A 21,020-nucleotide genomic window follows, 5' to 3' on the forward strand; every position below is an offset into this window, starting at 1 on the left:
ATAAATAGCCTGTTTTTACGCTAAACAACTGCACATGCATTTGTTGTTTAGTTGGGTATAATACTTTCACTTTTTGCTTAGTAGCGGCCTACCATGAAATATAAAGATTTACGTGATTTTATCGATTTGCTTGAAAAAAAAGGCGAACTTAAACGTATTACTCAAGAAATCGACCCGTATCTTGAAATGACCGAAATAGCCGACCGTACATTACGTGCTAAAGGCCCCGCATTATTGTTCGAAAACCCAAAAGGTCACAGTATGCCTGTGCTTGCAAACTTATTTGGTACACCTAAGCGCGTTGCTATGGGCATGGGCCAAGAAAATGTAAGCGAGCTGCGTGAAGTTGGCAAGCTACTCGCTTTTTTAAAAGAGCCCGAGCCACCAAAAGGGATTAAAGAAGCACTAGGGCAAATTCCGGTATTTAAACAAGTACTCAATATGCCGGCTAAAGAAGTTAAAAAAGCACCGTGCCAACAGGTTGTTCTAGAAGGTGACGAGGTAGATTTAGCTAAGCTGCCTATACAACATTGTTGGCCTGGAGATGCCGCGCCCCTTATTACTTGGGGTTTAACTGTTACCAAAGGGCCTTATAAAAAGCGCCAAAATTTGGGTATTTACCGCCAGCAGCTATTAGGTAAAAATAAAATAATTATGCGTTGGTTATCGCATCGCGGTGGCGCACTCGATTTTCAAGAATGGTGTAAAGAAAACCCCGGTAAGCCTTACCCAGTTTCGGTTGCATTAGGAGCAGATCCTGCCACTATTTTAGGTGCGGTAACACCTGTGCCAGACACGTTAAGCGAATATGCCTTTGCTGGCTTACTGCGCGGTAGTAAAACCGAAGTGGTTAAGTCTATTTCAAATGACTTACAGGTCCCTGCCAGTGCCGAAATAGTACTTGAAGGCTACATTATGCCTGGCGAAATGGCTCCCGAGGGGCCGTATGGCGACCACACTGGTTATTACAATGAAGTTGATGACTTTCCTGTGATGACAGTGACCCATTTAACACACCGTAAAAACCCAATTTACCATAGTACATTTACCGGTCGTCCACCTGATGAGCCAGCTATTTTAGGTGTGGCATTAAACGAAGTGTTTGTGCCTATATTGCAAAAGCAGTTTCCAGAAATCGTCGACTTTTACTTGCCACCCGAAGGCTGCTCTTACCGTATGGCCGTGGTAACCATGAAAAAACAATACCCAGGCCATGCTAAGCGCGTCATGATGGGCGTATGGTCGTTTTTACGTCAGTTTATGTACACTAAGTTTGTTATTGTTTGCGATGATGATGTAAATGCCCGTGACTGGAACGATGTTATTTGGGCCATCACTACCCGTATGGACCCTGCGCGCGACACCACATTAATTGAAAACACGCCAATAGATTACCTCGATTTTGCATCGCCTGTATCTGGGCTTGGCTCAAAAATGGGCATGGATGCAACAAATAAGTGGCCAGGTGAAACCGACCGCGAATGGGGCGAGCCAATTGTCATGGATAAAGCAACAAAAGATCGTGTTGACGAAATTTGGCAAAGTCTCGATATACTTTAAGCACGCTAAGTGAATATAAACAGGCTATAAAATAACCCCGCAGATATGTTAATATTGCTCCACTTAACTGCATATCTGCGTAAACGCTGCTAAAAGGTAAAAAATGCAAACATTAAAAGCTGAAGTTGTTGCCATCAGCCCACTTACAGAATTTGTTCATAAAGTAATTTTAAAGCCTCAACAACCTGTTACGTTTGAAGCTGGCCAATACATGCAACTTGTACTTGGCGAAAAAGACAAGCGCGCATTTTCGATTGCAAGTCGTCCATCGCAATGTGATGAAATAGAGCTTCATATTGGCGCATCTAAAGCCGATTCATACGCAATGCAATCGCTTGAGCATTTGCGTAATGCGCATCAAAATAATACACCGGTAGATATAGAAGCTGGCCTTGGTGTATCGCAACTACGTCTACAATGTGAGCGCCCTATTATTTTATTGGCTGGCGGCACTGGTTTTTCTTATGCAAAATCAATGGCTGATCACTTAGCTGAAATTAACTGCGACCGCCCGGTACTGTTTTACTGGGGTGTTAAAGAAGAGTCTGCATTGTATGCTCACAGCGAAATGCAAGCATGGGCAGAGAGTAACGAGCACTTTAAATTTATTCCTGTTGTAGAAAACCCATCTGCTAATTGGCAAGGCCACACCGGGTTTGTACACAAAGCAGTCATGCAAGATATTGTGTCGTTAGAACCTTACGACATTTATATGGCTGGTCGCTTTGACATGATAGGCATTGTCCGTGATGACTTTATTGCTCACGGTGCTGTTCGCGAAAACATGTACGCCGATGCATTCGCGTTTATAAAATAAATTTTTATTTATAATACAAAGGCGCCCCATGGCGCCTTTGTTATTTCTATCAAATTTAAGCCATTAATTGGTATAACCTATTACTTTAATCAGTATAAACAATTTCCTAAATTCCTATCTATAAACCATACTTTGTATAGAACATCAGCGGGAGAGACCCAAATGTTAAATACAAAAGTAAAAGATTTTATGCAACGTAAGTTGCCACACATTACCCCAAATACCGAAATGACCACCGCCATTAGTGAGCTGCAAAAGTTTAACTTATTAGGTGCACCAGTATTTGATGACAATAAATCGCTGGTTGGTTTTATATCTGAGCAAGAGCTGTTAAAACCATTAATGCGAAGCAGCTATTTTTGCGATGGCGTTGTAAAAGTTTCGCAGCTTATGCAAACTGAGGTTGTAACCGTTAATGCCGATACCAACATTATCGAGCTTGCAGAGCAAATGAAAACAGGAAAGCCAAAAAACTACCCCGTTGTTGAGGGTGATACCGTAATAGGTCTGATTGGCCGAAGCGATGTATTAAAAGCACTGTTTGATAATTACGTGAGCTGCCAAACAAAAGTAAGCTAACATAAAAAATGCCGCAAATAAGCGGCATTTTTTGTATTAAGCGTGTTTAACGTGCTGCAGCAAGCGCAGTTAATGCGCTTTTATCGCTGTCGCTTAAAAATGCAATCTCTAAGGCATTCGCTTGTGCCTTATGCATATCGGCTTGTGTTAAACCCGCCTTTGGTGCAGCCACTAAATATTCATGCTCAATTTCAATGCCCTCTACAGCCGGATCGTCGGTATTAATACACGCTAAAATACCGTGATCTAAAAACTGTTTAAGGGGGTGTTTAGCTAAATCGTTTACGGTACTGGTTTGAATATTACTGGTTAAGCACGACTCAATACCAATGCGGTTATCGCGCAGGTAGTCCATTAGTTTAGGGTCTTCAATTGCTTTTACCCCATGGCCTATACGGCTTGCACCTAATTCATTCATGGCTTGCCAAATACTCGCTGCGCCCAGCGCTTCACCGGCATGAATGGTAGCGGCCAGGTAAGCGTCTCTTACTTGCTTAAATTGTTCGACAAAAAGCTCTCCCGGAAAACCAATTTCATCTCCGGCTAAATCAATCGCCACTAAATCATTTTTAAAGGCAAGTAATGCGTCAAGCTCCTGCTGGCAGGTTTTAACACCATAAGTACGCGACATAATACCAATTAAGTTTGCTTTAATATTGGCGCCTTGAGTAGCCGATTTAATACCATCAACCACGGCCTCAACCACCCCTTGCGGGTGTAAGCCTTGGCTTTGTGCCATATAATACGGGCTAAAGCGAAGCTCTACATAATCAAGTCCCTGCGCTTGAGCGTCTTCTATGTTTTCAACGGCGATGCGTCTACAGGCGTCGTAATCGCCCAGTACCGTTACACCCCAGTCGAGCTTTTGCAAAAACGCCATTAAATCAGGCTCAGGATCAATAACTTGCACATGAGGGATAAGCGCCTCTACGTTATCAGCAGGTAGCGTAATATTAAACTGTCGACCAAGCTCTAGTATGGTTTGCGCACGTACATTGCCATCTAAATGACGATGAATATCTAGCAGAGGTAATTTTTTATTTATCATAATAGCGACTCGGTTAGGTTAAAATTGCGCGCATGATACGCAGGTACAGTTATTTTTCAAGTGTAGAGCAGTTAAAGTAAATATTAGCGGTCATATGTCTGCTTTTTACTCAAAAAGTGAACAAAATTAGGTTTTTGTTCACTTATTTTGATGAGCTAAGTGATGCCAGAGTGTTTTAAATAAGGTATTTGCTTCAATGGGTTTAGTAATATAATTATCCATACCGCTGGCAACTGCTTTTTTAACATCGTCATCGTGGGCATTAGCAGATAAGCCAATAATAGGTAGGTCAAACAAACCAAGTTCATTACGAATAACTCGCGTGGCTTCAAGGCCATCCATTTTTGGCATTTGTATATCCATAAGCACAATGTCGTAGGTATGCTCTGTCAGCTTTTCAATCGCCTCAAAACCATCATTAGCAATATCAGCAACGCACCCTTTGGTTTTTAAAATAGCGCTCGCGACGTGCTGATTTAATGGGTTATCTTCAACAAGCAATAATTTATAATCTGCAAAAGAAAGCGTACTAACATCTATCTCATCATATTGTTGCTTTATTTGCTCAGCCTTTGGTAGCGGCGAATAAATTGGCAGGCTAAAGGTAAACGTAGAACCGTGCCCTTCGTGGCTTATTAAATCAATTTCTCCACCCATCAACTCTACAAGCTTTTTGCATATACTTAAACCCAAGCCCGTGCCGCCATATTGACGCGAGGTAGAGCTATCTGCTTGTGCAAACGGTTTAAAGAGCTGTTTTTGCGCCTCTTTACTAATACCAATACCGGTATCGTTAACGCTAAAGTAAGTCATTTTTTTAGATTGCCACACTTTGAGTGTGATGCTGCCTTTAGCCGTAAACTTAATGGCATTATTGATTAGGTTTAGCAAAACTTGTTTTAAGCGTATTGGGTCGGTGTTGATAACCAAGTTACTTGATTTATCGTAATCAAGCATAAATTCTAGCGACTTTGCTTCTATATCAAACTGCAGTAAATTAGCCACTTCTTCACTGAGTGTGCCTACATCAATTGGCTCTTGAATTAAATCAAGTTTGCCTGCTTCCATTTTAGAAAAATCGAGCACATCATTTAATACTCTTAGCAATACGCCCAGTGCCCCATCTGCTTGTTCAATATAGCTGCGGGCTTGCTGCCAATCGTTTTGCTGTAGGGCTAAATAATGCAGCCCTTTAATACCATTAATAGGCGTGCGAACTTCATGGCTCATATTTGCTAAAAACTGGCTTTTTATTTCATTGGCTTCATCGGCCTTTTGCTTTTCTAAGCGTAAAACTTTTGTTTGTTTTGCTACCTGCTCACGTATACGAATATTGGTACCCGTTACCGATATTAAAAAGGTAATAAGCAGCCAAACAAATAACATGCCTGCTATTTGCGCAAGCCAGTAAACTAACCATGACTCTCGTTGCATTGGCTGATGCAGCTCCACCTGCCACACCCGCTTACCTACCAATAACTTATAGTCTTTTAACGGCAATAGTTGTTGATGATCGGCAATAAAAATAGGCTGTGCATTATTCTCTGTTGTGGTGTCTGTAAAGCTCACTGCAACGCCGTTGTTTTGATCAAATAACACCGCGTTTGATAGTCTTTCTAAACTAACAACGGCTACCACAAAACCTTTAAAATCGTCTTCGGTAATATTGTTGCCAAACACCGGATGAAAAAACAACACGCCGCGCTCAGCTTCGTTTTGTACTAAATTTATTGGCTCACTGATCACCAACTCATTTAACACTTTTGCTTTTATTAATGCAGATCGCCTTACCTCATTTGAGGCAAGATCAAAGCCAATTACGTCTTCATTTCCCGACAAAGGATGTGCGTATTGTACGGGGTAGTAAAAATCTCGTGGGGGAGCGGCCTGCCAACTGCCATCTTTTGCTCTTTCTTTTAAGCTATATTTAGCCAGCTCTGTGTTGTTATTAGCCTCTATATACTGAGCTAGGTTTTCACTTGGTAAGTAGGGCACCCACTCAAATGCTAAAATTTCTTCGCTGTAACTAAGCTGCTTAGAAGTAAATTGCTTAAATTCAGTAAAGCTCACATCGTCACTACTAGAAAAAAAGGTCGCCAGTAAGGCGAGGTGTGCTGTTATTTCGTTAATTTTATTGTTGATAGCATCTTGAGTGGCTAATATTTTCAGCTCTTCTTTTTGAATGTTTTTTTCTTTTTTTACACTGGCCGCGCCATAAAAGCTAATACTTATAACCATATAAATTAACAGTGAGGGCAGTATAACTTGTAGGCGATAATTTACCTGTGAATAGTTAAATGCCGCTAGCATAAGCGGAGTAAAAACAAGCACTCCAATACTGTCGCCTATCCACCACGCTATAAACGTATCCCAACCGGCTTGAGACACAATAACGCCATTAAAAATTAATAAGCTGGTGCCTACACCTGCAGTTATAACACAGCACAATGGGCCGGCAACAACGAGGCTTTGAATACAGTGCTTTAAAGAAGATAAGTCGAGTGGTGCTTTAATCACTTTAGTGACCAATTGGCTACCTACCCATGCTTGTAAAGTAGCAGCAAAGGTAACAGCCGCAGCATGCATAAATACACTTAACTGAAATATCGCTGAGGCGCTTTCTAAATGAATGAGGTTAGTAAAAAAAGCCCCTAAAACAATACCTAGTAAGCTCTTTCTGCCCCAAATTAAAAAGCCAGCAAGCGCAATCCCTGAAGGCGGCCACACAGCCACTGCGTAGCCATCTATCGCTAATAGTAAATTACTAAAATATCCGGTAAAAAAGTAAGCGCACGCTAAACTTACAGTGACAATGAAAAAGTGTTTCAACCCAATGCTCCCGAATATCAAAGCTGCAAAAGTATAAGTGTAGCCTTTATTGATACAAAACGAGTGCTTTATCGGCTTGTGCGGTATTTTTATAGCTAAGCGCTGCTTGCTGAGCAAATTGCTTTTTGTTTTCGATATTCAAGGCTTTATCAAAAACCTTTGCGGCTAACTCATAATCGCCTTGAGCATTAGCTAAACACGCAAGCGAGAGTAATAATGCGTTGTTTGCATCATCTTTTTTCAGGCGCTCTTGAATACTACTTTGAAGCTTTACAGCCTCTGCCGAGGTGGCGTTACTTAATATATTAGCCAGCTGAGCATGTTGCTCGTCGTGCTTCACCATTTTAATTAAGTCACTTTCAATCGCACTTAACTGGCCCACTTTAGCCATTTGCATTAAGTAAGCTGTATTAGCATGAGCTTGTAGCTTTTTAGGAAGTTGTTTATATTTTTCAGTGATTTTATCGCTAGCTTGTGCATTAAAATAGCCATTAAACAGCTGCGTCCACTGCGCATCGTTGAGGACTTTTTTACGAAGTAAACGCGGTAAAAAGTCTTCAAGTGCACTAAAGTGCTGTTGCTGTACAAGTATTTCGGCGTATAGCTTAAGCTCAAGAGGTGTCGCTTTTTTTGAATCGCTGTTTGCACGCATTTGTGATTCTATTGCGCTGCTATCGCCACTGGCTATCCAAAGTTTAGCAACGTTAAGTTGCTGCTCTGGGCTAATTTCAAATAAACGCTCTAGTGCTTTGTCGGTTTGGTTATTAGCAAGCGCTGCTTTTGCTAATAGCGCTAAGCGTATATCTTCAAACTTACTGGGTACACTATTACCTGATAACGTTTGCTCAACAAGCTCGTAATCATCGTTTATCGCACTCCATAAGGCTTGCTCTATAGCTGCTTGCTTTCGCTCTTCGCTACGCGCAAAAAACCCATGTTTAGTATTATGATAAATCGACAATAAATAGCGCACTAATTTGTAAGTTAAAAACAAAATGGTTGCACTAATTACCGCCATAATACAAAACGATACAATCGTGCCTTCAATCGTGGTGTTGTTAAACGAGATCAGCACATAGCCTTTTTCATCCAGTACAAATGGCGTAATCGCTAAAACTAAAACAATCGCAACAATTAATACTATAAGCCCTATCATTGCGCCCACTCCTTAACCTGCTGCGTACTTTGTAGGTTTACTTCAGGGTTAAAGTTTAATGGCTCTTTTTCTAGGCTAGTTAGTGCATTTATAACCACTTTTGTCGCCTCGTCATCTTGTTTAAAGTACTCATTAACAAGACGCTTTGCCTCACTTATGGCACTAAAATAAATGCTCGCTTGTTTGCTCATTAATGCATCTTGAGCTTGCGTCACATTTAATTTAATACGTTGATTAATTAAGTGGCGCTCCTGATCGGTTAGCAGTGGCTCTATAGCAACCCCTTCGTGCTGGCGAATAGTAATAAAGCTATCAACTAGCTTATTCCAGCTATTACTTAGGTTTTGCTGCCAATCGCTTACATCTTCACTCAAGGCATTTTTTTCAATTTCTGTTGCTTCTTGCGGTATGTTAACGGCATTAAATGCAAGGTTATCTATGTTTGATAACACGCTATTAAGCTTTAAGTAAATGGCTTCTGTTGGGATAGGTTTTAAGCTATCTAGTGTTTGAATGTCTTGTGTTATTGCTTGGCGAACTGCAACAGTACCTGGGTGTTCACTCAATAAGGCATCTAAGCGTTTAAGTACAGCGCTGGCACCTTGGTAATCTTTTTCAGCCCACAGTTTAAACTCAGCCATACGTTGTAAGCTGGTTACTTCTTGCGGGTTTAGTGAAGCGCCTTGCTGCTGAGCTTGTTGCAATGCAGCTTTTAATTGTTGCTGGTTACTCTCTGCACTTTCATTAAGCGCTGCAGCCACTTTTTGTTCACTATTGAATAATGCTTGCTGAAGATTAGATTGCGCCGACTTGAGCGCCTGTAACTCTTGTGACAATAACGCGTTTTCTTCTTTTAGTTCATTAACAGCTACATTTTGGGCTTTACCTGCATTGAGTTTTTGGTAAAACTCATACCCCACACCACAGGCAACAATAAGCGAAATGATCAGCGCTAATACCGCTAATTTACTTATTTTTTGCTTATCGTTATGTGGTTTACTGTGTGCTTTAGCTGCCTCTTTTTTTTGTGCAGAGGCCGCTGCCTTAGTGGTTGGTGTGTTATCTGCCGTTACTGGCTTTGACTGTTCGCTCATCTTGCTACCTTGCTGTTTTATGCAGGAAAACATAGCGGTATCGCTTGCCCCTGCGGCAATGTGTATATTAGCCGAGCTTACCTGTTGCTGTTGTAAATAAGCGGCTATACGCTCGCTAGCAACATAAAATCGGCACTGTTGTAACCACTGTAACTGTTGTTCAGTCAGGTTATTAAATATTGCATCAACTGCTGCATTACTGGTTATGACTATACCTTGTACTTTCAGGCTTTGCCAGTGGTCTGTCCAGTTGGTTTTTTCAGCGCTTATTGGCTCGCGCTTGTATACCACACAGTTATTTAAAAATGCCCCACGCGCCTTTAAGGTTTTGGCAATATCTGGGCGCCCCGCTTGGCCTTTTACTAATACAATATTGCTACCATCAACCTCAGCTAACGAGTTTAGCGCCAATAACCCTTCAGAATCATGTAGTTTAGGCACTGCTGCTCGCACGCCAAATAACGCGTAAATAGTATCTGCAGTTTGCTGCCCTACTGCGTAAAATTGTGCTTTGGTATTTATTGTTGGCTTTAATTGCGCAAGGGCAGTAACGGCATCTTGAGAGATAAAAATAATTTTATCGGCATTAATTAGCGGGCTTAGCTCGGTAGTAGAAGGCGTAAGGTAGGATATTTTTAAAACAGGAAATAATGACGCCTGATAACCCGCTTGCTCAAGTTGCTGAGCAAGGGCTGCGCCTTTTCCTTCGGGCCGAGTTATCAGGATATGTGTCATTTATGCGTCTCTATATACTTCTGCTAATATTTTGTCGGCGCCTTGCGCTAATAACTTTTTAGCAAGCTGCACACCGATAGCTTCTGCATCATTTATATGACCGGTTACTTCGTCATGTAAAATTTCACTACCATCTACTGCGCCCACTAGGCCACGTAAATGCACTTGCTCGCCATCAACTAATGCGTAGGCACCAATTGGTACTTGGCAGCCACCTTCTAAATGACGATTCATAGCACGCTCTGCATTTACACGAATACGTGTTTGAGTATGCTCAAGCGGGGCCAGTAAGGCTTTTGTTACTTCATCGTCAATACGACATTCAATGCCGACAGCACCTTGTCCGTTAGCAGGTAGAGATACCTCAGGCTCAATATAATCAGCAATACGCTCGTCCATTTTTAAACGTAGCAGTCCGGCTGCGGCTAAAATAATCGCATCGTACTGGCCATCATCTAGCTTAGCTAAACGGGTATTAACATTACCACGTAAGTCTTTAATGACTAAATCAGGGCGCAAAGCTCTAATTTGGCACTGACGACGAAGGCTAGAAGTGCCTACTACAGCGCCTTTTGGTAATTCGCTTAAATTGGCAAAGTTATTTGATACAAACGCGTCGCGCGGGTCTTCACGCTCACAAATTGTGTGCAGTGCTAAGCCTTCTGGAAATTCTACGGGTACATCTTTCATTGAATGCACTGCTATATCCGCGCGGCCATCTAACATTGCCTGCTCAAGCTCTTTAACAAACAAGCCTTTACCACCAATTTTAGCAAGCGGTGTATCTAAAATAATATCCCCTTGAGTAGACATAGGGACTAATTCTACGCGCACATCAGCATGAAAATGCTCAAGCTGTGCTTTTACAAATTCAGCCTGCCAAAGCGCTAAAGCACTTTTACGGGTTGCAATGCGTACTAACTTTGTTTTTTCTGTCATAGGGGTATCCAAATAGTTACAGCTAATAGCCAAGCTTAATTAGCTAAAATTCTAAATTCTTTTTGAGCAATTAAATTACCTTGCTCATCAACAACATCTACACGCCAATGGCCTGTTTGTGTATTCATAATATTTTTGGTTGAGTACGTTCTGTAGCGCGGCGAGGTAACATTAAGCGAAATCTCAGCCATAGTTTCACCCTCATAAGACCATACATGCTTTACTTGTTGGCCTTGTAGGTTTTTAAGCTCACTAAAAAACGAAAGTGCCTCTTCAAACTGATTTAAGCGAATATCTGCAGCAAATACATTAGTGGGCTCGCGCTTACTTACTTTGCGAGTAAGCACTGCACGGCTAATTTTACCTGTATCAATTTGTGCGCCTAACGCAACACTGGCAATGTGCGCATTAGATGAAAAGCCTTCACTGCTGGTTAGCGAACCGTCGTCGTTTTCAATATCTGGAAGCTGTTCATTGGGTGATGCGCTTAACTGCGTGCTAGTAAGCGGCTGATTAGCGATAGGCTCAGCGAGTTCGGTATCTGATTGCTCAATAACAGAAACTTGATTGCTTTGAACGTTAGCAATTGGCTCTATATCCGTTTGCTCATTATTGCTTTGCGCTAACGAAGTATTATTAACGCTTTCATCTTCAAGCACCGCTGGCGCAACATCTGCTATATCATTTATAAGCTCATTTGGGCGCGTTTGCTCGTCATTTATACTCACCGTGGGCTCAACATTACCTGCTGTGTTGTCGCGCAAAGGTGAATACGGCGATTGTTCATTAGGTTGCTCGCCCTGCTCGGCATTTACCGAGCTAGTTAAGCCATACACAACCGCTGCCGAGGTCATTGCTACTAACATAGAAACACTCGCAATACGACGCCAATGCCACTCGTAGCTTACATTAGGTACACTATTTTGTGGTTCGCGTTTTACATTTGCTTTAATAACTATTTTTTGACTCATATTGACCTCAGCGGCTCCAAATTAGCTTAAACGGGCAATTAACCATTGGCGAATAGCTTGCAGTTCTTCTGCGCAAACCTGATGAGCCATAGGGTATTCTTGCCAGCTTACATCCATGTTATGTGCTGTTAATACTTCAAACGCACTTCTACCCGCGCTATGCGGCACTACATTATCTTGGCTACCATGAGCCATAAATACATTTAAATCAGTATGCTTTGCTTCTTGCGCTAGCTTTTCAGGCACGCACATATAAGTAGACAGCGCCATAACACCTGCAAGCTTGTGCTCAAATCGCGGCGCTAAATGTAAAGACACCACGCCCCCTTGCGAAAAGCCCGCCAAAATAATTTTATTGGCAGGTATACCATTTTCAATTTCTTGATTGATCAGGGTTTGCACTTTTTCGGCTGAATCTCTCACGCCTTGTTCATCGGCACGTTTGTCTAATTCTATAGATTTAATGTCGTACCACGAGCGCATTTCCATGCCACCATTTATGGTGACCGGTTGAATAGGCGCATGCGGAAAAATAAATCGTATACCAAGCTCACTGGGTAAGTTAAGTTGCGGTGCAACCGGAGCAAAGCCATCGCCCGAGTCGCCTAAACCATGTAACCAAATAACAGTGGCTTTGTGCTCACCTTGCGCTGGATATTGTGCAAACTCTAAACTCATAAGCTTGATTGCCACTTAATTTCTTGGCCAGCTTGGCGAGTAGACGCTTGGTTCATAAACTCCCAAAACTCTGCGCCAGAGCGGTTATCAATCCACTGGCCGTCACGCATTTCAAAATGGTGGCCATTAAATTTAGTCGCAACCCACACTTGATGCAAAGGCGCTTGTTTGTTAATTACAATTTTACTTTTATCAGGGAAAATTATTTCTAAAATACCCTCTGCCGATTCGTAGTCTAAATCTGCTTCGCAATCATCAACTTGCTCTTCAATTGTGAACATAAGAGCTTCGGCTAATTGGTGATATTCGTGTTCAGTCATTGTAATTTTCCTTTGCAGGCGAGCTGCCTAATATTGGATACGGTTTATATACAGCTAGTGTAACAGGAATAAAATCATCCGCGAATAGCTGCATTTTTTAGATATTCTGTTACTCTGCGATTATAAAGCCAGCAACCGTATTAATCTAATGAAAGCGACACATACCTTACAATTAAAACGACTATATATAAGTACTTTACTGCTAAGTGCATTAGCTGGCTGCGGCCAAAGCGGGCCTTTGTATTTACCAGAGCAACAGGCTGAGCAAAACACACCCCCTAATACGGCACTGCCAACGCCCGTAAAAAAAACCAACACCGAGCAAGTGCAGGAGCAATAAATGGATTATTTTAACTATCAAAACAATCAATTATTTGCCGAAGATGTCAGCATTGCCACAATTGCTCAGCACTATGGTACGCCGTGTTATGTGTACTCGCGTGCTACTTTTGAGCGCCATTATTTAGCCTTTGCAAATGCCACTAAAAATCATAAAAGTTTGGTGTGCTACGCAGTTAAAGCCAATTCTAATATTGCAGTATTAAATATATTAGCGCGTTTAGGCTCAGGGTTTGACATAGTGTCTAAAGGTGAGCTGGCGCGTGTAATAAAAGCTGGCGGTGATGCCAGTAAAGTGGTGTTTTCAGGTGTGGCTAAAACCGCCGACGAAATTGCTTATGCACTAAAGTTAGGTATTAAATGTTTTAACGTTGAGTCGACCTCAGAGCTTGAGCGTATTTCTGAGGTAGCGTGCGAGTTAAATTTAGAAGCCCCTATTTCTATTCGTGTAAACCCTGATATAGATGCCAAAACTCACCCGTATATTTCTACCGGTTTAAAAGAAAACAAATTTGGTATCGATATTCAAACGGCTGTGAGCGTTTATCAGCATGCGGCGTCTTTACCTGGTCTAAAAGTAACCGGCGTAGATTGCCACATAGGCTCGCAATTAACTGAGGTTAAACCTTTTTTAGAAGCGCTTGATAAGCTAATGGCATTAATAGATGAACTTAAAGCAAATGGTATTGAGCTTACTCATTTAGATATTGGCGGCGGGTTAGGCGTTCCTTACAATGATGAACAGCCACCTCACCCAAGTGAATACGCTGCGCAGGTTACCGAGCGCTTAGCCAATTACAAACACCTTGAACTTATTTTTGAGCCAGGGCGCGCTATAGCCGCTAATGCTGGAATTTTAGTAACGCAGGTTGAGTTTATTAAGCAAAACCAGGATAAATTTTTTGCCATTGTCGATGCGGGTATGAACGACATGCTTCGCCCTTCGCTTTATCAGGCATGGCAAAAAATCATTCCTGTATCGGTGCGCGATGACGACACCCCAACACATAACTTTGATATTGTGGGCCCAGTGTGCGAAACCGGCGACTTTTTAGGAAAAGACCGCGAACTAGCCCTTAAACAAGGCGACTTATTGGCGCAGCGAAGTGCTGGTGCCTATGGTTTTACAATGAGTTCAAACTACAACTCTCGCCCACGCGTGGCCGAAATAATGGTAGATGGTGAGCAACACCACCTTATTCGCCAACGCGAAACCATCGAGAGCCTTTATCAAGGTGAGAAAATTTTACCATAAACGTTTTTGTTAAGGCGCTGCTCTGTGGCATGATTAGCGCAGAGCAAACCCGAATTAGAGCGCTATGTTAGTTAATTTTTCCAAAATGCACGGCTTAGGCAACGACTTTGTTGTAATTGATAACATTACACAAAATGTATTTTTGTCTCGCGATCAAATCAAAAAACTGGCTGATCGCCACTTTGGTATTGGCTTTGACCAATTACTTATGGTTGAAGCCCCTTACTCCCCTGATCTCGACTTCCATTACCGTATATTTAATGCCGATGGCAATGAAGTAGAACAATGCGGAAATGGCGCACGCTGTTTTGCCCGCTTTGTGCGCATGAAAGGCTTAACTAACAAGCACAAAATTAGTGTCTCGACTAAGTCGGGCAACCTCACGCTATACATAGAAAAAGACGGGCAAGTGACGGTAAACATGGGCCATCCTAATTTTGAGCCTGCTAAAATCCCGCTTAAAGCCAGCAAGCGAGAACTAACTTATATAATAAGAGCTCAAGAACACACTGTATTTAGTGGCGCTGTGTCTATGGGTAACCCGCATTGCGTGTTAGAAGTTGACGATATAGCTACCGCACAAGTTGAGGTGCTTGGTCCGCTGCTTGAAAACCACGAACGTTTTCCAAATCGTGCCAATATTGGCTTCATGCAGGTGGTATCGCAAGATCATATTAAACTTAGAGTGTGGGAGCGCGGCGTTAGTGAAACCCTAGCGTGTGGCACGGGTGCCTGCGCAGCAATGGTAATTGGCCACATTCAAAGCAAACTTAACACCACGGTACAAGTTGATTTACCCGGCGGCACTTTACAAGTACGTTGGAGCGGCGAAGGTCACCCTGTCCGCATGACCGGCCCAGCCGAGCATGTATTTGATGGGCAAGTTGCCTTATGAGCGAGCTAACAAAAGAGCAAGTCGCTGAGTATTTAGCGCGCCACCCTGATTTTTTAATAGAACAGCCAGAGCTGCTTGCACAACTTGAGTTACACCACAAAACGCAAGGTGCCACCTCGCTTGTGCACATACAACAGCGCCAATTGCGCGAGCACAATACTCAGTTAAAAAATCAAATACACAGTATGAGCGAACACGCTACGCAAAATGAGCTAGTATATCGCTTGTTTAGCCAATGCCACCGCCAACTGTGGACAAACTACGACTTTAATACGCTTGCCGCTAATTTGCGCAATATTATTTGTACCAGCCCACATATTAGCGAGTGCAGGTTGGTTAAATACAACAACACTTTAGATGGGCTTATTGAGCACCGCCTTAGCCAATTTGGGCACTACTTAGGACGCGTTAATCAACAAGAGCGTGAGCTATTATTTTGCGAAAACACGCAGTCTTCTGCTATTTATCTTATTGGTTGCGCTGAAAAACCCGTCGCTATATTGGCCTTTGGTAGCCATGATGAAAACCATTTTGAACCCGCACAAGATAACCTATTCGTGCTTGATTTTGTTCATGCATTGCAACTTAGGCTGTTGGAATTGGCATGAGCGACGAGACGCCTAACACTGAGCAATTAAGTGAGCATTGGCGTACACCCATTCATTTATTTAGTGACTATTTAAAGTACGAAAGACAGTACTCAGAGCACACTGTAAATCAGTATGTTAGCCAACTAAACTTTGCCGCCCTGTATTTTAGTAAATTATGTGATGACTGGTTTGGCGTACAAGGCGAGCATATTCGCCGCTACAGCATGGCGCTTCGTTCAAAGCAATTAAGTGGGCGCACCATTAGTTTAAAATTAAGCTGCATTCGTAGTTTGTATAAATTTTTAAAAGCCAAAAACATTGCTCAGCACGCGCATTATCATAACCCAGCACAAGGCATTAAAGGGCCTAAATTTTCTAAGCCTTTACCTAAAAATCTCGATGTAGATCAGATGGCAAGCCTACTAGAGATTAACGATGACGACCCATTAGCCATACGAGACAAAGCTATGATGGAGCTTATGTATTCATCTGGGCTGCGCATTAGCGAGTTAGTTGGCACCAACTTACGGGATATAAACGCTGCAAGCGGCGAAATTTTAGTCAAAGGTAAAGGTAACAAAGAGCGCCTCATTCCCGTGGGTCGCAAAGCGCTCACAGCGTTAAAAAATTGGCTCAACATACGGGGGCAATTTGCAAAGCCTGACGAAATGGCGGTGTTTTTAAGCAGTAAAAAAAATCGTATTTCGGTTCGCCAAGTTCGCTTACGCATGCAAGAGTGGGGAATAAAACAAGGCATTAGCTCACAAGTGCACCCGCATAAACTTCGCCACTCGTTTGCCTCTCATATTTTAGAATCATCTGGCGATTTACGCGCTGTGCAAGAATTATTAGGGCACAGTAGTTTATCGGCTACGCAAGTATATACGCATTTAGATTTTCAGCATTTAGCAAAAGTGTACGACAACACGCATCCGCGCGCTAAAAAACAAACCGATTAGGAATGTAATTATGATCCGATTTAATCGTGCTCCTCGCCCTTTTTCAGTTATGAGCTTTGACTTAGACGACACCCTGTATAACAACCACCCTATAATAAAAGCCGCGGTTAAAGCCCAGCAAGATTATTTAAACGCGCTACCCAGCTACTTACAACAAGGCCCAAAATACTGGCAACAATGCCGCAACGAGGCTGTATTACAGTTACCAGAGCTTGCTGATAATGTAACTAAATGGCGCCAACATACGCTACGCTTAGCCCTTTCAAAGCTAGATTTTAATGAGCAAGAGGTAGTGCATCATGCCGATGCTGCCTATAACGCCTTTGCCGATGCGCGCAGTAAAATAGTGGTAACCGACGACGTACTAAAGCTGCTAGATAACTTAGCCCAGCACTTTACGCTGGTTGCAATAACCAATGGCAATGTTGAAATTGAGCGCTTTAACTTACGCGATAAATTTGCGCTAGTATTGCAAGCTGGTATGCACGGTAAAGCCAAACCCCACGGTACACTGTTTGATAAAGCCGCCGCGCACTTAAACGTGGCTAAAAGTGAAATTTTACATATTGGCGATAGCCTAGATACCGACGTACAAGGCGCTAATAATGCAGGCTGCCAATCGGTTTGGTTAAACGACCAAGGCGCGGCTTATCACTACAAAGGCCTTGCCGATGTTGAAATTGCGAATATTCATGCCTTAGCGCACTTTATCAAATAGCCTAAATAGAACGAAGAGGTTGCAATGAGCCATTATACCAAGCTAATTACCTTGCTATTAATAGGCTCGCTTAGCCTAAACGCTTACTTATTGTGGCCACAAAAACAGCCTGTAGTTGGCACACAAAAAACCCACAGCGGCAAGAGCATCAAAGCGCCAAAAAGTAACCTGCTCAGCCAAGCTCAACAGCAATTTACACAACACAAATTTGATGATGCTCTAAATACGTATCAGCAACTAAATCTAAACGCTCCAAAAAAAGCACATACTTTATACGCTTCGTGGGTAGCACAACTAAAGCAATGGCTAAACACAAACCTACCGCTTAGCCAGTCATTGTTAAATGCACTTTTAAATAAAGACCCTTACAATACCGAGTTACTCACTTTACACGTTGATTACCTAGTAAAAAGCGGGCAACGGCAAAACGCAATTATTGCGCTATTTGAGCTCTACCCATTATTAAATAAGCACCAACAAGGCCCTGTAGATAGGCGCCTTGTGCATTTAACGACTAAAGAACTGCATAGTTTGAGTGAGCAGCAAAATTGGCAAACAATTATTGAACAAACTCAAATTTGGCTCGACTATCAAAACGACAATAGCCATTTTTTATACGCACTCGCGCATGCTTATTATCAACTAGAGGACTTTATTAGCGCCTTAACAACTATTGAGCGCATGCCATCAAATCACCCACTACAAGCCGAAGTAACTGCCTTACACGCAATGATAGAGAAAGCTCAATCGCAAGATGACTTTATTGCGCTTACCCCCTACGGCGCACATTACTTAATTAGCACCGAGCTAAATAGCTCAATCCAAACAGAGCTAATGATAGATACCGGCGCAAGTATTACTTCTCTTTCGAGTGAAGTGCTTAACCAACTTTCACCCAGACCACTGTATTTAGGCGATGTAACCGTAAACACGGCTAATGGGCAAATTAGAGTAAAACGCTACCAAATTGAGTCGTTTAAAGTAGGGATGCAAACTATTTACGGTTTTGAAGTGCTCAGTATTGAAAACACCCGCGGCCAAGGTTTGTTAGGAATGAACTTTTTATCTAGATTTAAATTTAATATAAATCAACAAACAGATGAGTTAGAGTTGAGTGCTAAATAATTTAAATTTAAGGAAAAAACATGACCCTAAACGATTTTTTACAGCAACTTGCAGGTAACCCAAAAAGCATTCAATTTACCGATACAATGGCGGTGATAGAAGCTAATTACGATTTTACTGCATGTGGATTTAATAACCACGGCTTACTTAGCTCTGCAAGCGAGAACAACGGCTCATGTAAAATTTTTGCGTTTGCTAAATTAAACGATTTAAGCAAGCAAAATACATTGGATTGCTTTGGTAAGTTTTACCGCGAAGACGTACTACAAAACCCTAAAGGCGATGATCACATGAACATTCGCACGTTTATGTTAGCGCCAGAAGCGACTCCATTTTTAGGCCTGAGCTTTGATGGTGAGCCACTAAAAGAGAAATAACACTAAGCTACTAAATTAAAGCGTTTTTTCCATAAAGTAACGCGTACCAGAGCGCGGATAGTTGTTAAGCTGATACTTAACCACGTATCCGCGCTTTTCATAAAAAGGCTTGGCCTGAAAATCGAGTGTATCGAGCTGTGCGGTCGTTGCACCTAGTTCAGCAGCTGATTGTTCAAGTGCCGTTAGTAACTTATCTGCAAGCCCTTGACCTCGCGCTACACCGCTACACCAAAGCCAACTAATCATCAGCCAATTTCCAAACACACACCCACTAATACCTGCAACAAGCTCACCTTGCTCATCAACAAATTTATAGCCTAATGGCACTCTTTGCGCATCAAAATGCTGCGCGTTAAATTCAACTATTTTAGTGCGAAGCGCTGAGTTTAACACATCGGTATTATCTGCTTTTAATTGATACATGTACCGCCCTTAAAGAAGCAGATACTAGCAAACAAACTTAATTAAAAAAGGTTATTTTTTCCATAAGGTACTTCTAGCAAATTGCTGCTTGTTTTTTCGGGTTGGCCGCACATTTCATCGTAAGCGCTAGTATGGCGCAGTACCATTTCGGCGTAGGCTATTTTTTCAAAACGTTTTTGAATATGCAGCGGGCTGAGCGCTTTAACAAACTCGCCATTTTCTTCAGTAACGTAATACTCTACGTTATTTATAATGACAGACACTTGATAGAGCGCCATTTCAAGGGAGTGCGCGACCACTTTTTGTAATGGTTCGTGCTTTTTTAACTCAGAAAATTTCATACCCATAACAATCGCCTTTTAATAAAAAGTAACTTTATAGATACGCACCTTTGCTATAATCGCGATCAAATTATTACATCACTGCCTTTTAAGCTTATGAGCAATAAAATTCGACTCGCTAAATACATTGCTCACGCTGGTGTGTGCTCACGAAAACAGGCATCGCGCTTAATAGATGAAGGGGTAGTAACGGTAAATAATCGCCCTGCTAATCATATTGATCACGTTAATGAGCAAGACGACGTAATAGTTAATGGCCAAGCAGTTAAAGGGGCTGCCGATTTAGTTTATTTTGCGTACCACAAGCCTGTAGGTATCGACTGCAAATTAAATGAAAATGACCCTGCCAGCCTTATTCACCATTTACCTACCCTCACTCGGGTTTACCCCATTGGCCGATTAGATAAAGACTCTCGGGGCTTGCTTATTTTGACCAACGACGGAGATTTTTGTAATCAACTTATTCACCCTGACTTCCACCAGCCTAAACGTTATTTAGTCACGGTAGATAAACCTATTAATAATGCGTTTTGCGAAAAAATGGCCGCAGGAATCCCCGTAGATAAACAAGTAACCTTACCGTGTGAAGTAACAAAAATAGCTGACAACCAGTTTAGTATTATTTTAAAGCAAGGGCTTAACAGACAAATACGTAAAATGGCGCAGTACTGCGGCTTTAAAGTAATTGATTTATATCGGGCACAATTTAGCGAACTTGCTCTTTCAAGACTAAACCTACCTGAAAACCACTATATACAAATTAATAAAACAGATATTTCAAAAATCTAATCTTCGTTTAAATAGCGCACAAAAAAGTTAAAAAATAACCTTGCAAAAATAGATTACAGGTGTAGTCTTAATTTAAAGATTACATTTGTAGGCAATAAAATGATTGAGTTATCAAAAGCAGAATTCGAGGTGCTTGATGCGCTTTGGATTAATTACCCAGCAACCGCCAGCCAAATTATTGAGCGCTTAAGCGATGACAAACAATGGCACGAAAAAACCATTAAAACCCTATTGGGTCGATTAGTTAAAAAAGGCGCACTGACCTTTGAAAAAGACGGCCGCCAATATATTTATACTCCTTGTATGGAGCGCGCCGACTACACATTAAAAGAAAGCAAAAACTTTATTGAGCGCTTTTTTAGTGGCCGCATAGCGCCGCTGGTAAGCGGGTTTGCTAAATCAGAGCAGCTTTCGCAACAAGATATAAACGAGTTAAAAAAGGTCATTGATGACTGGGAAAAAAACCAAAAGTAAGGAGTGGCT

At 41.9% G+C, this 21,020-nt stretch carries 23 protein-coding genes; 13 read left to right on the plus strand and 10 right to left on the minus strand.

Annotated features, from left to right (window positions below; translation table 11 throughout):
- The first annotated feature begins 93 nt into the window (after window positions 1-93).
- The 3 genes from ubiD to MTN96_RS26885 all read left to right on the plus strand — a co-directional run bounded on the left by ubiD (window position 94) and on the right by MTN96_RS26885 (window position 2,956).
- Window positions 94-1,560: a 4-hydroxy-3-polyprenylbenzoate decarboxylase gene (ubiD, locus tag MTN96_RS26875; RefSeq protein WP_248533315.1), complete on the plus strand. Its 1,467-nt coding sequence runs from the start codon at window positions 94-96 to the stop codon at window positions 1,558-1,560.
- Between the two features lie 103 nt (window positions 1,561-1,663).
- A complete protein-coding gene (gene fre, locus MTN96_RS26880; RefSeq protein ID WP_004588968.1) occupies window positions 1,664-2,377 on the plus strand; it encodes an NAD(P)H-flavin reductase in 714 nt (237 codons plus the stop codon).
- A gap of 162 nt (window positions 2,378-2,539) precedes the next feature.
- Complete coding sequence (locus MTN96_RS26885) at window positions 2,540-2,956, plus strand: CBS domain-containing protein (RefSeq protein ID WP_004588969.1); 417 nt, start codon at window positions 2,540-2,542, stop codon at window positions 2,954-2,956.
- 46 nt (window positions 2,957-3,002) lie between these two features.
- On the opposite strand, the gene add is transcribed toward MTN96_RS26885, so the two are convergent.
- From add to cyaY, 8 genes are all read right to left on the minus strand, one after another.
- Window positions 3,003-4,004, minus strand: coding sequence for an adenosine deaminase (gene add, locus MTN96_RS26890; protein WP_248533317.1), 1,002 nt, complete (start codon window positions 4,002-4,004; stop codon window positions 3,003-3,005).
- A 138-nt stretch (window positions 4,005-4,142) separates the two neighbouring features.
- Window positions 4,143-6,833, minus strand: coding sequence for a CHASE domain-containing protein (locus MTN96_RS26895; protein ID WP_248533319.1), 2,691 nt, complete (start codon window positions 6,831-6,833; stop codon window positions 4,143-4,145).
- Window positions 6,834-6,879: 46 nt separating this feature from the next.
- On the minus strand, window positions 6,880-7,989 hold the full coding sequence (locus MTN96_RS26900) for a heme biosynthesis HemY N-terminal domain-containing protein (RefSeq protein WP_248533321.1): 1,110 nt from the start codon (window positions 7,987-7,989) through the stop codon (window positions 6,880-6,882).
- Window positions 7,986-9,818, minus strand: a complete 1,833-nt coding sequence (locus tag MTN96_RS26905; protein ID WP_248533323.1) for a uroporphyrinogen-III synthase — start codon at window positions 9,816-9,818, stop codon at window positions 7,986-7,988. The genes MTN96_RS26900 and MTN96_RS26905 overlap by 4 nt, the downstream gene beginning before the upstream one ends.
- On the minus strand, window positions 9,819-10,757 hold the full coding sequence (gene hemC, locus MTN96_RS26910; protein WP_024032067.1) for a hydroxymethylbilane synthase: 939 nt from the start codon (window positions 10,755-10,757) through the stop codon (window positions 9,819-9,821).
- 35 nt (window positions 10,758-10,792) lie between these two features.
- Window positions 10,793-11,728, minus strand: a complete 936-nt coding sequence (locus MTN96_RS26915) for a DUF2914 domain-containing protein (protein WP_248533325.1) — start codon at window positions 11,726-11,728, stop codon at window positions 10,793-10,795.
- A 21-nt stretch (window positions 11,729-11,749) separates the two neighbouring features.
- Window positions 11,750-12,406, minus strand: a complete 657-nt coding sequence (locus MTN96_RS26920; protein ID WP_029773747.1) for an alpha/beta hydrolase — start codon at window positions 12,404-12,406, stop codon at window positions 11,750-11,752.
- On the minus strand, window positions 12,403-12,726 hold the full coding sequence (gene cyaY, locus MTN96_RS26925; RefSeq protein ID WP_004588977.1) for an iron donor protein CyaY: 324 nt from the start codon (window positions 12,724-12,726) through the stop codon (window positions 12,403-12,405). The genes MTN96_RS26920 and cyaY overlap by 4 nt, the downstream gene beginning before the upstream one ends.
- Window positions 12,727-12,874: 148 nt before the next feature.
- Here cyaY and MTN96_RS26930 point away from each other — a divergent pair, with 148 nt between their 5' ends.
- The 8 genes from MTN96_RS26930 (at window position 12,875) to MTN96_RS26965 (ending at window position 18,984) form a co-directional block, all read left to right on the plus strand.
- Window positions 12,875-13,066, plus strand: a complete 192-nt coding sequence (locus MTN96_RS26930; RefSeq protein ID WP_248533327.1) for a lipoprotein — start codon at window positions 12,875-12,877, stop codon at window positions 13,064-13,066.
- Window positions 13,067-14,320, plus strand: coding sequence for a diaminopimelate decarboxylase (lysA, locus tag MTN96_RS26935; protein WP_248533329.1), 1,254 nt, complete (start codon window positions 13,067-13,069; stop codon window positions 14,318-14,320).
- 64 nt (window positions 14,321-14,384) lie between these two features.
- Window positions 14,385-15,215, plus strand: a complete 831-nt coding sequence (gene dapF, locus MTN96_RS26940; protein WP_004588980.1) for a diaminopimelate epimerase — start codon at window positions 14,385-14,387, stop codon at window positions 15,213-15,215.
- Entirely contained in the window at window positions 15,212-15,823 is a 612-nt protein-coding gene (locus tag MTN96_RS26945) for a DUF484 family protein (protein ID WP_024032071.1), read from the plus strand. Before dapF ends, MTN96_RS26945 begins: the two co-directional genes overlap by 4 nt.
- Entirely contained in the window at window positions 15,820-16,764 is a 945-nt protein-coding gene (locus MTN96_RS26950) for a tyrosine recombinase XerC (protein WP_004588982.1), read from the plus strand. Before MTN96_RS26945 ends, MTN96_RS26950 begins: the two co-directional genes overlap by 4 nt.
- Before the next feature lie 10 nt (window positions 16,765-16,774).
- Window positions 16,775-17,482, plus strand: a complete 708-nt coding sequence (locus MTN96_RS26955) for an HAD-IA family hydrolase (RefSeq protein WP_248533331.1) — start codon at window positions 16,775-16,777, stop codon at window positions 17,480-17,482.
- Between the two features lie 24 nt (window positions 17,483-17,506).
- On the plus strand, window positions 17,507-18,607 hold the full coding sequence (locus MTN96_RS26960; protein WP_248533334.1) for a retropepsin-like aspartic protease: 1,101 nt from the start codon (window positions 17,507-17,509) through the stop codon (window positions 18,605-18,607).
- Window positions 18,608-18,627: 20 nt separating this feature from the next.
- Entirely contained in the window at window positions 18,628-18,984 is a 357-nt protein-coding gene (locus tag MTN96_RS26965) for a HopJ type III effector protein (RefSeq protein ID WP_248533336.1), read from the plus strand.
- Window positions 18,985-18,999: 15 nt separating this feature from the next.
- Here the strand turns inward: MTN96_RS26965 and MTN96_RS26970 are convergent, their stop codons facing one another.
- Both MTN96_RS26970 and MTN96_RS26975 read right to left on the minus strand, forming a co-directional pair.
- Window positions 19,000-19,407 carry a GNAT family N-acetyltransferase gene (locus MTN96_RS26970; RefSeq protein ID WP_248533338.1) on the minus strand — a complete coding sequence of 136 codons (408 nt, stop codon included), beginning with the start codon at window positions 19,405-19,407 and terminating at the stop codon, window positions 19,000-19,002.
- A gap of 41 nt (window positions 19,408-19,448) precedes the next feature.
- Window positions 19,449-19,754 carry a DUF6482 family protein gene (locus MTN96_RS26975; protein ID WP_004588987.1) on the minus strand — a complete coding sequence of 102 codons (306 nt, stop codon included), beginning with the start codon at window positions 19,752-19,754 and terminating at the stop codon, window positions 19,449-19,451.
- A gap of 90 nt (window positions 19,755-19,844) precedes the next feature.
- On the opposite strand from MTN96_RS26975, the gene MTN96_RS26980 reads away from it, so the two are divergent.
- Together MTN96_RS26980 and MTN96_RS26985 are read left to right on the plus strand one after the other, a co-directional pair.
- A complete protein-coding gene (locus MTN96_RS26980; protein ID WP_248533341.1) occupies window positions 19,845-20,537 on the plus strand; it encodes a pseudouridine synthase in 693 nt (230 codons plus the stop codon).
- A gap of 99 nt (window positions 20,538-20,636) precedes the next feature.
- Window positions 20,637-21,011 (plus strand): BlaI/MecI/CopY family transcriptional regulator, encoded by a 375-nt coding sequence (locus MTN96_RS26985; protein ID WP_248533343.1) that lies wholly within the window; start codon window positions 20,637-20,639, stop codon window positions 21,009-21,011.
- The last annotated feature ends 9 nt before the right edge of the window (window positions 21,012-21,020 follow it).

This window comes from Pseudoalteromonas sp. 2CM28B (assembly GCF_023161935.1).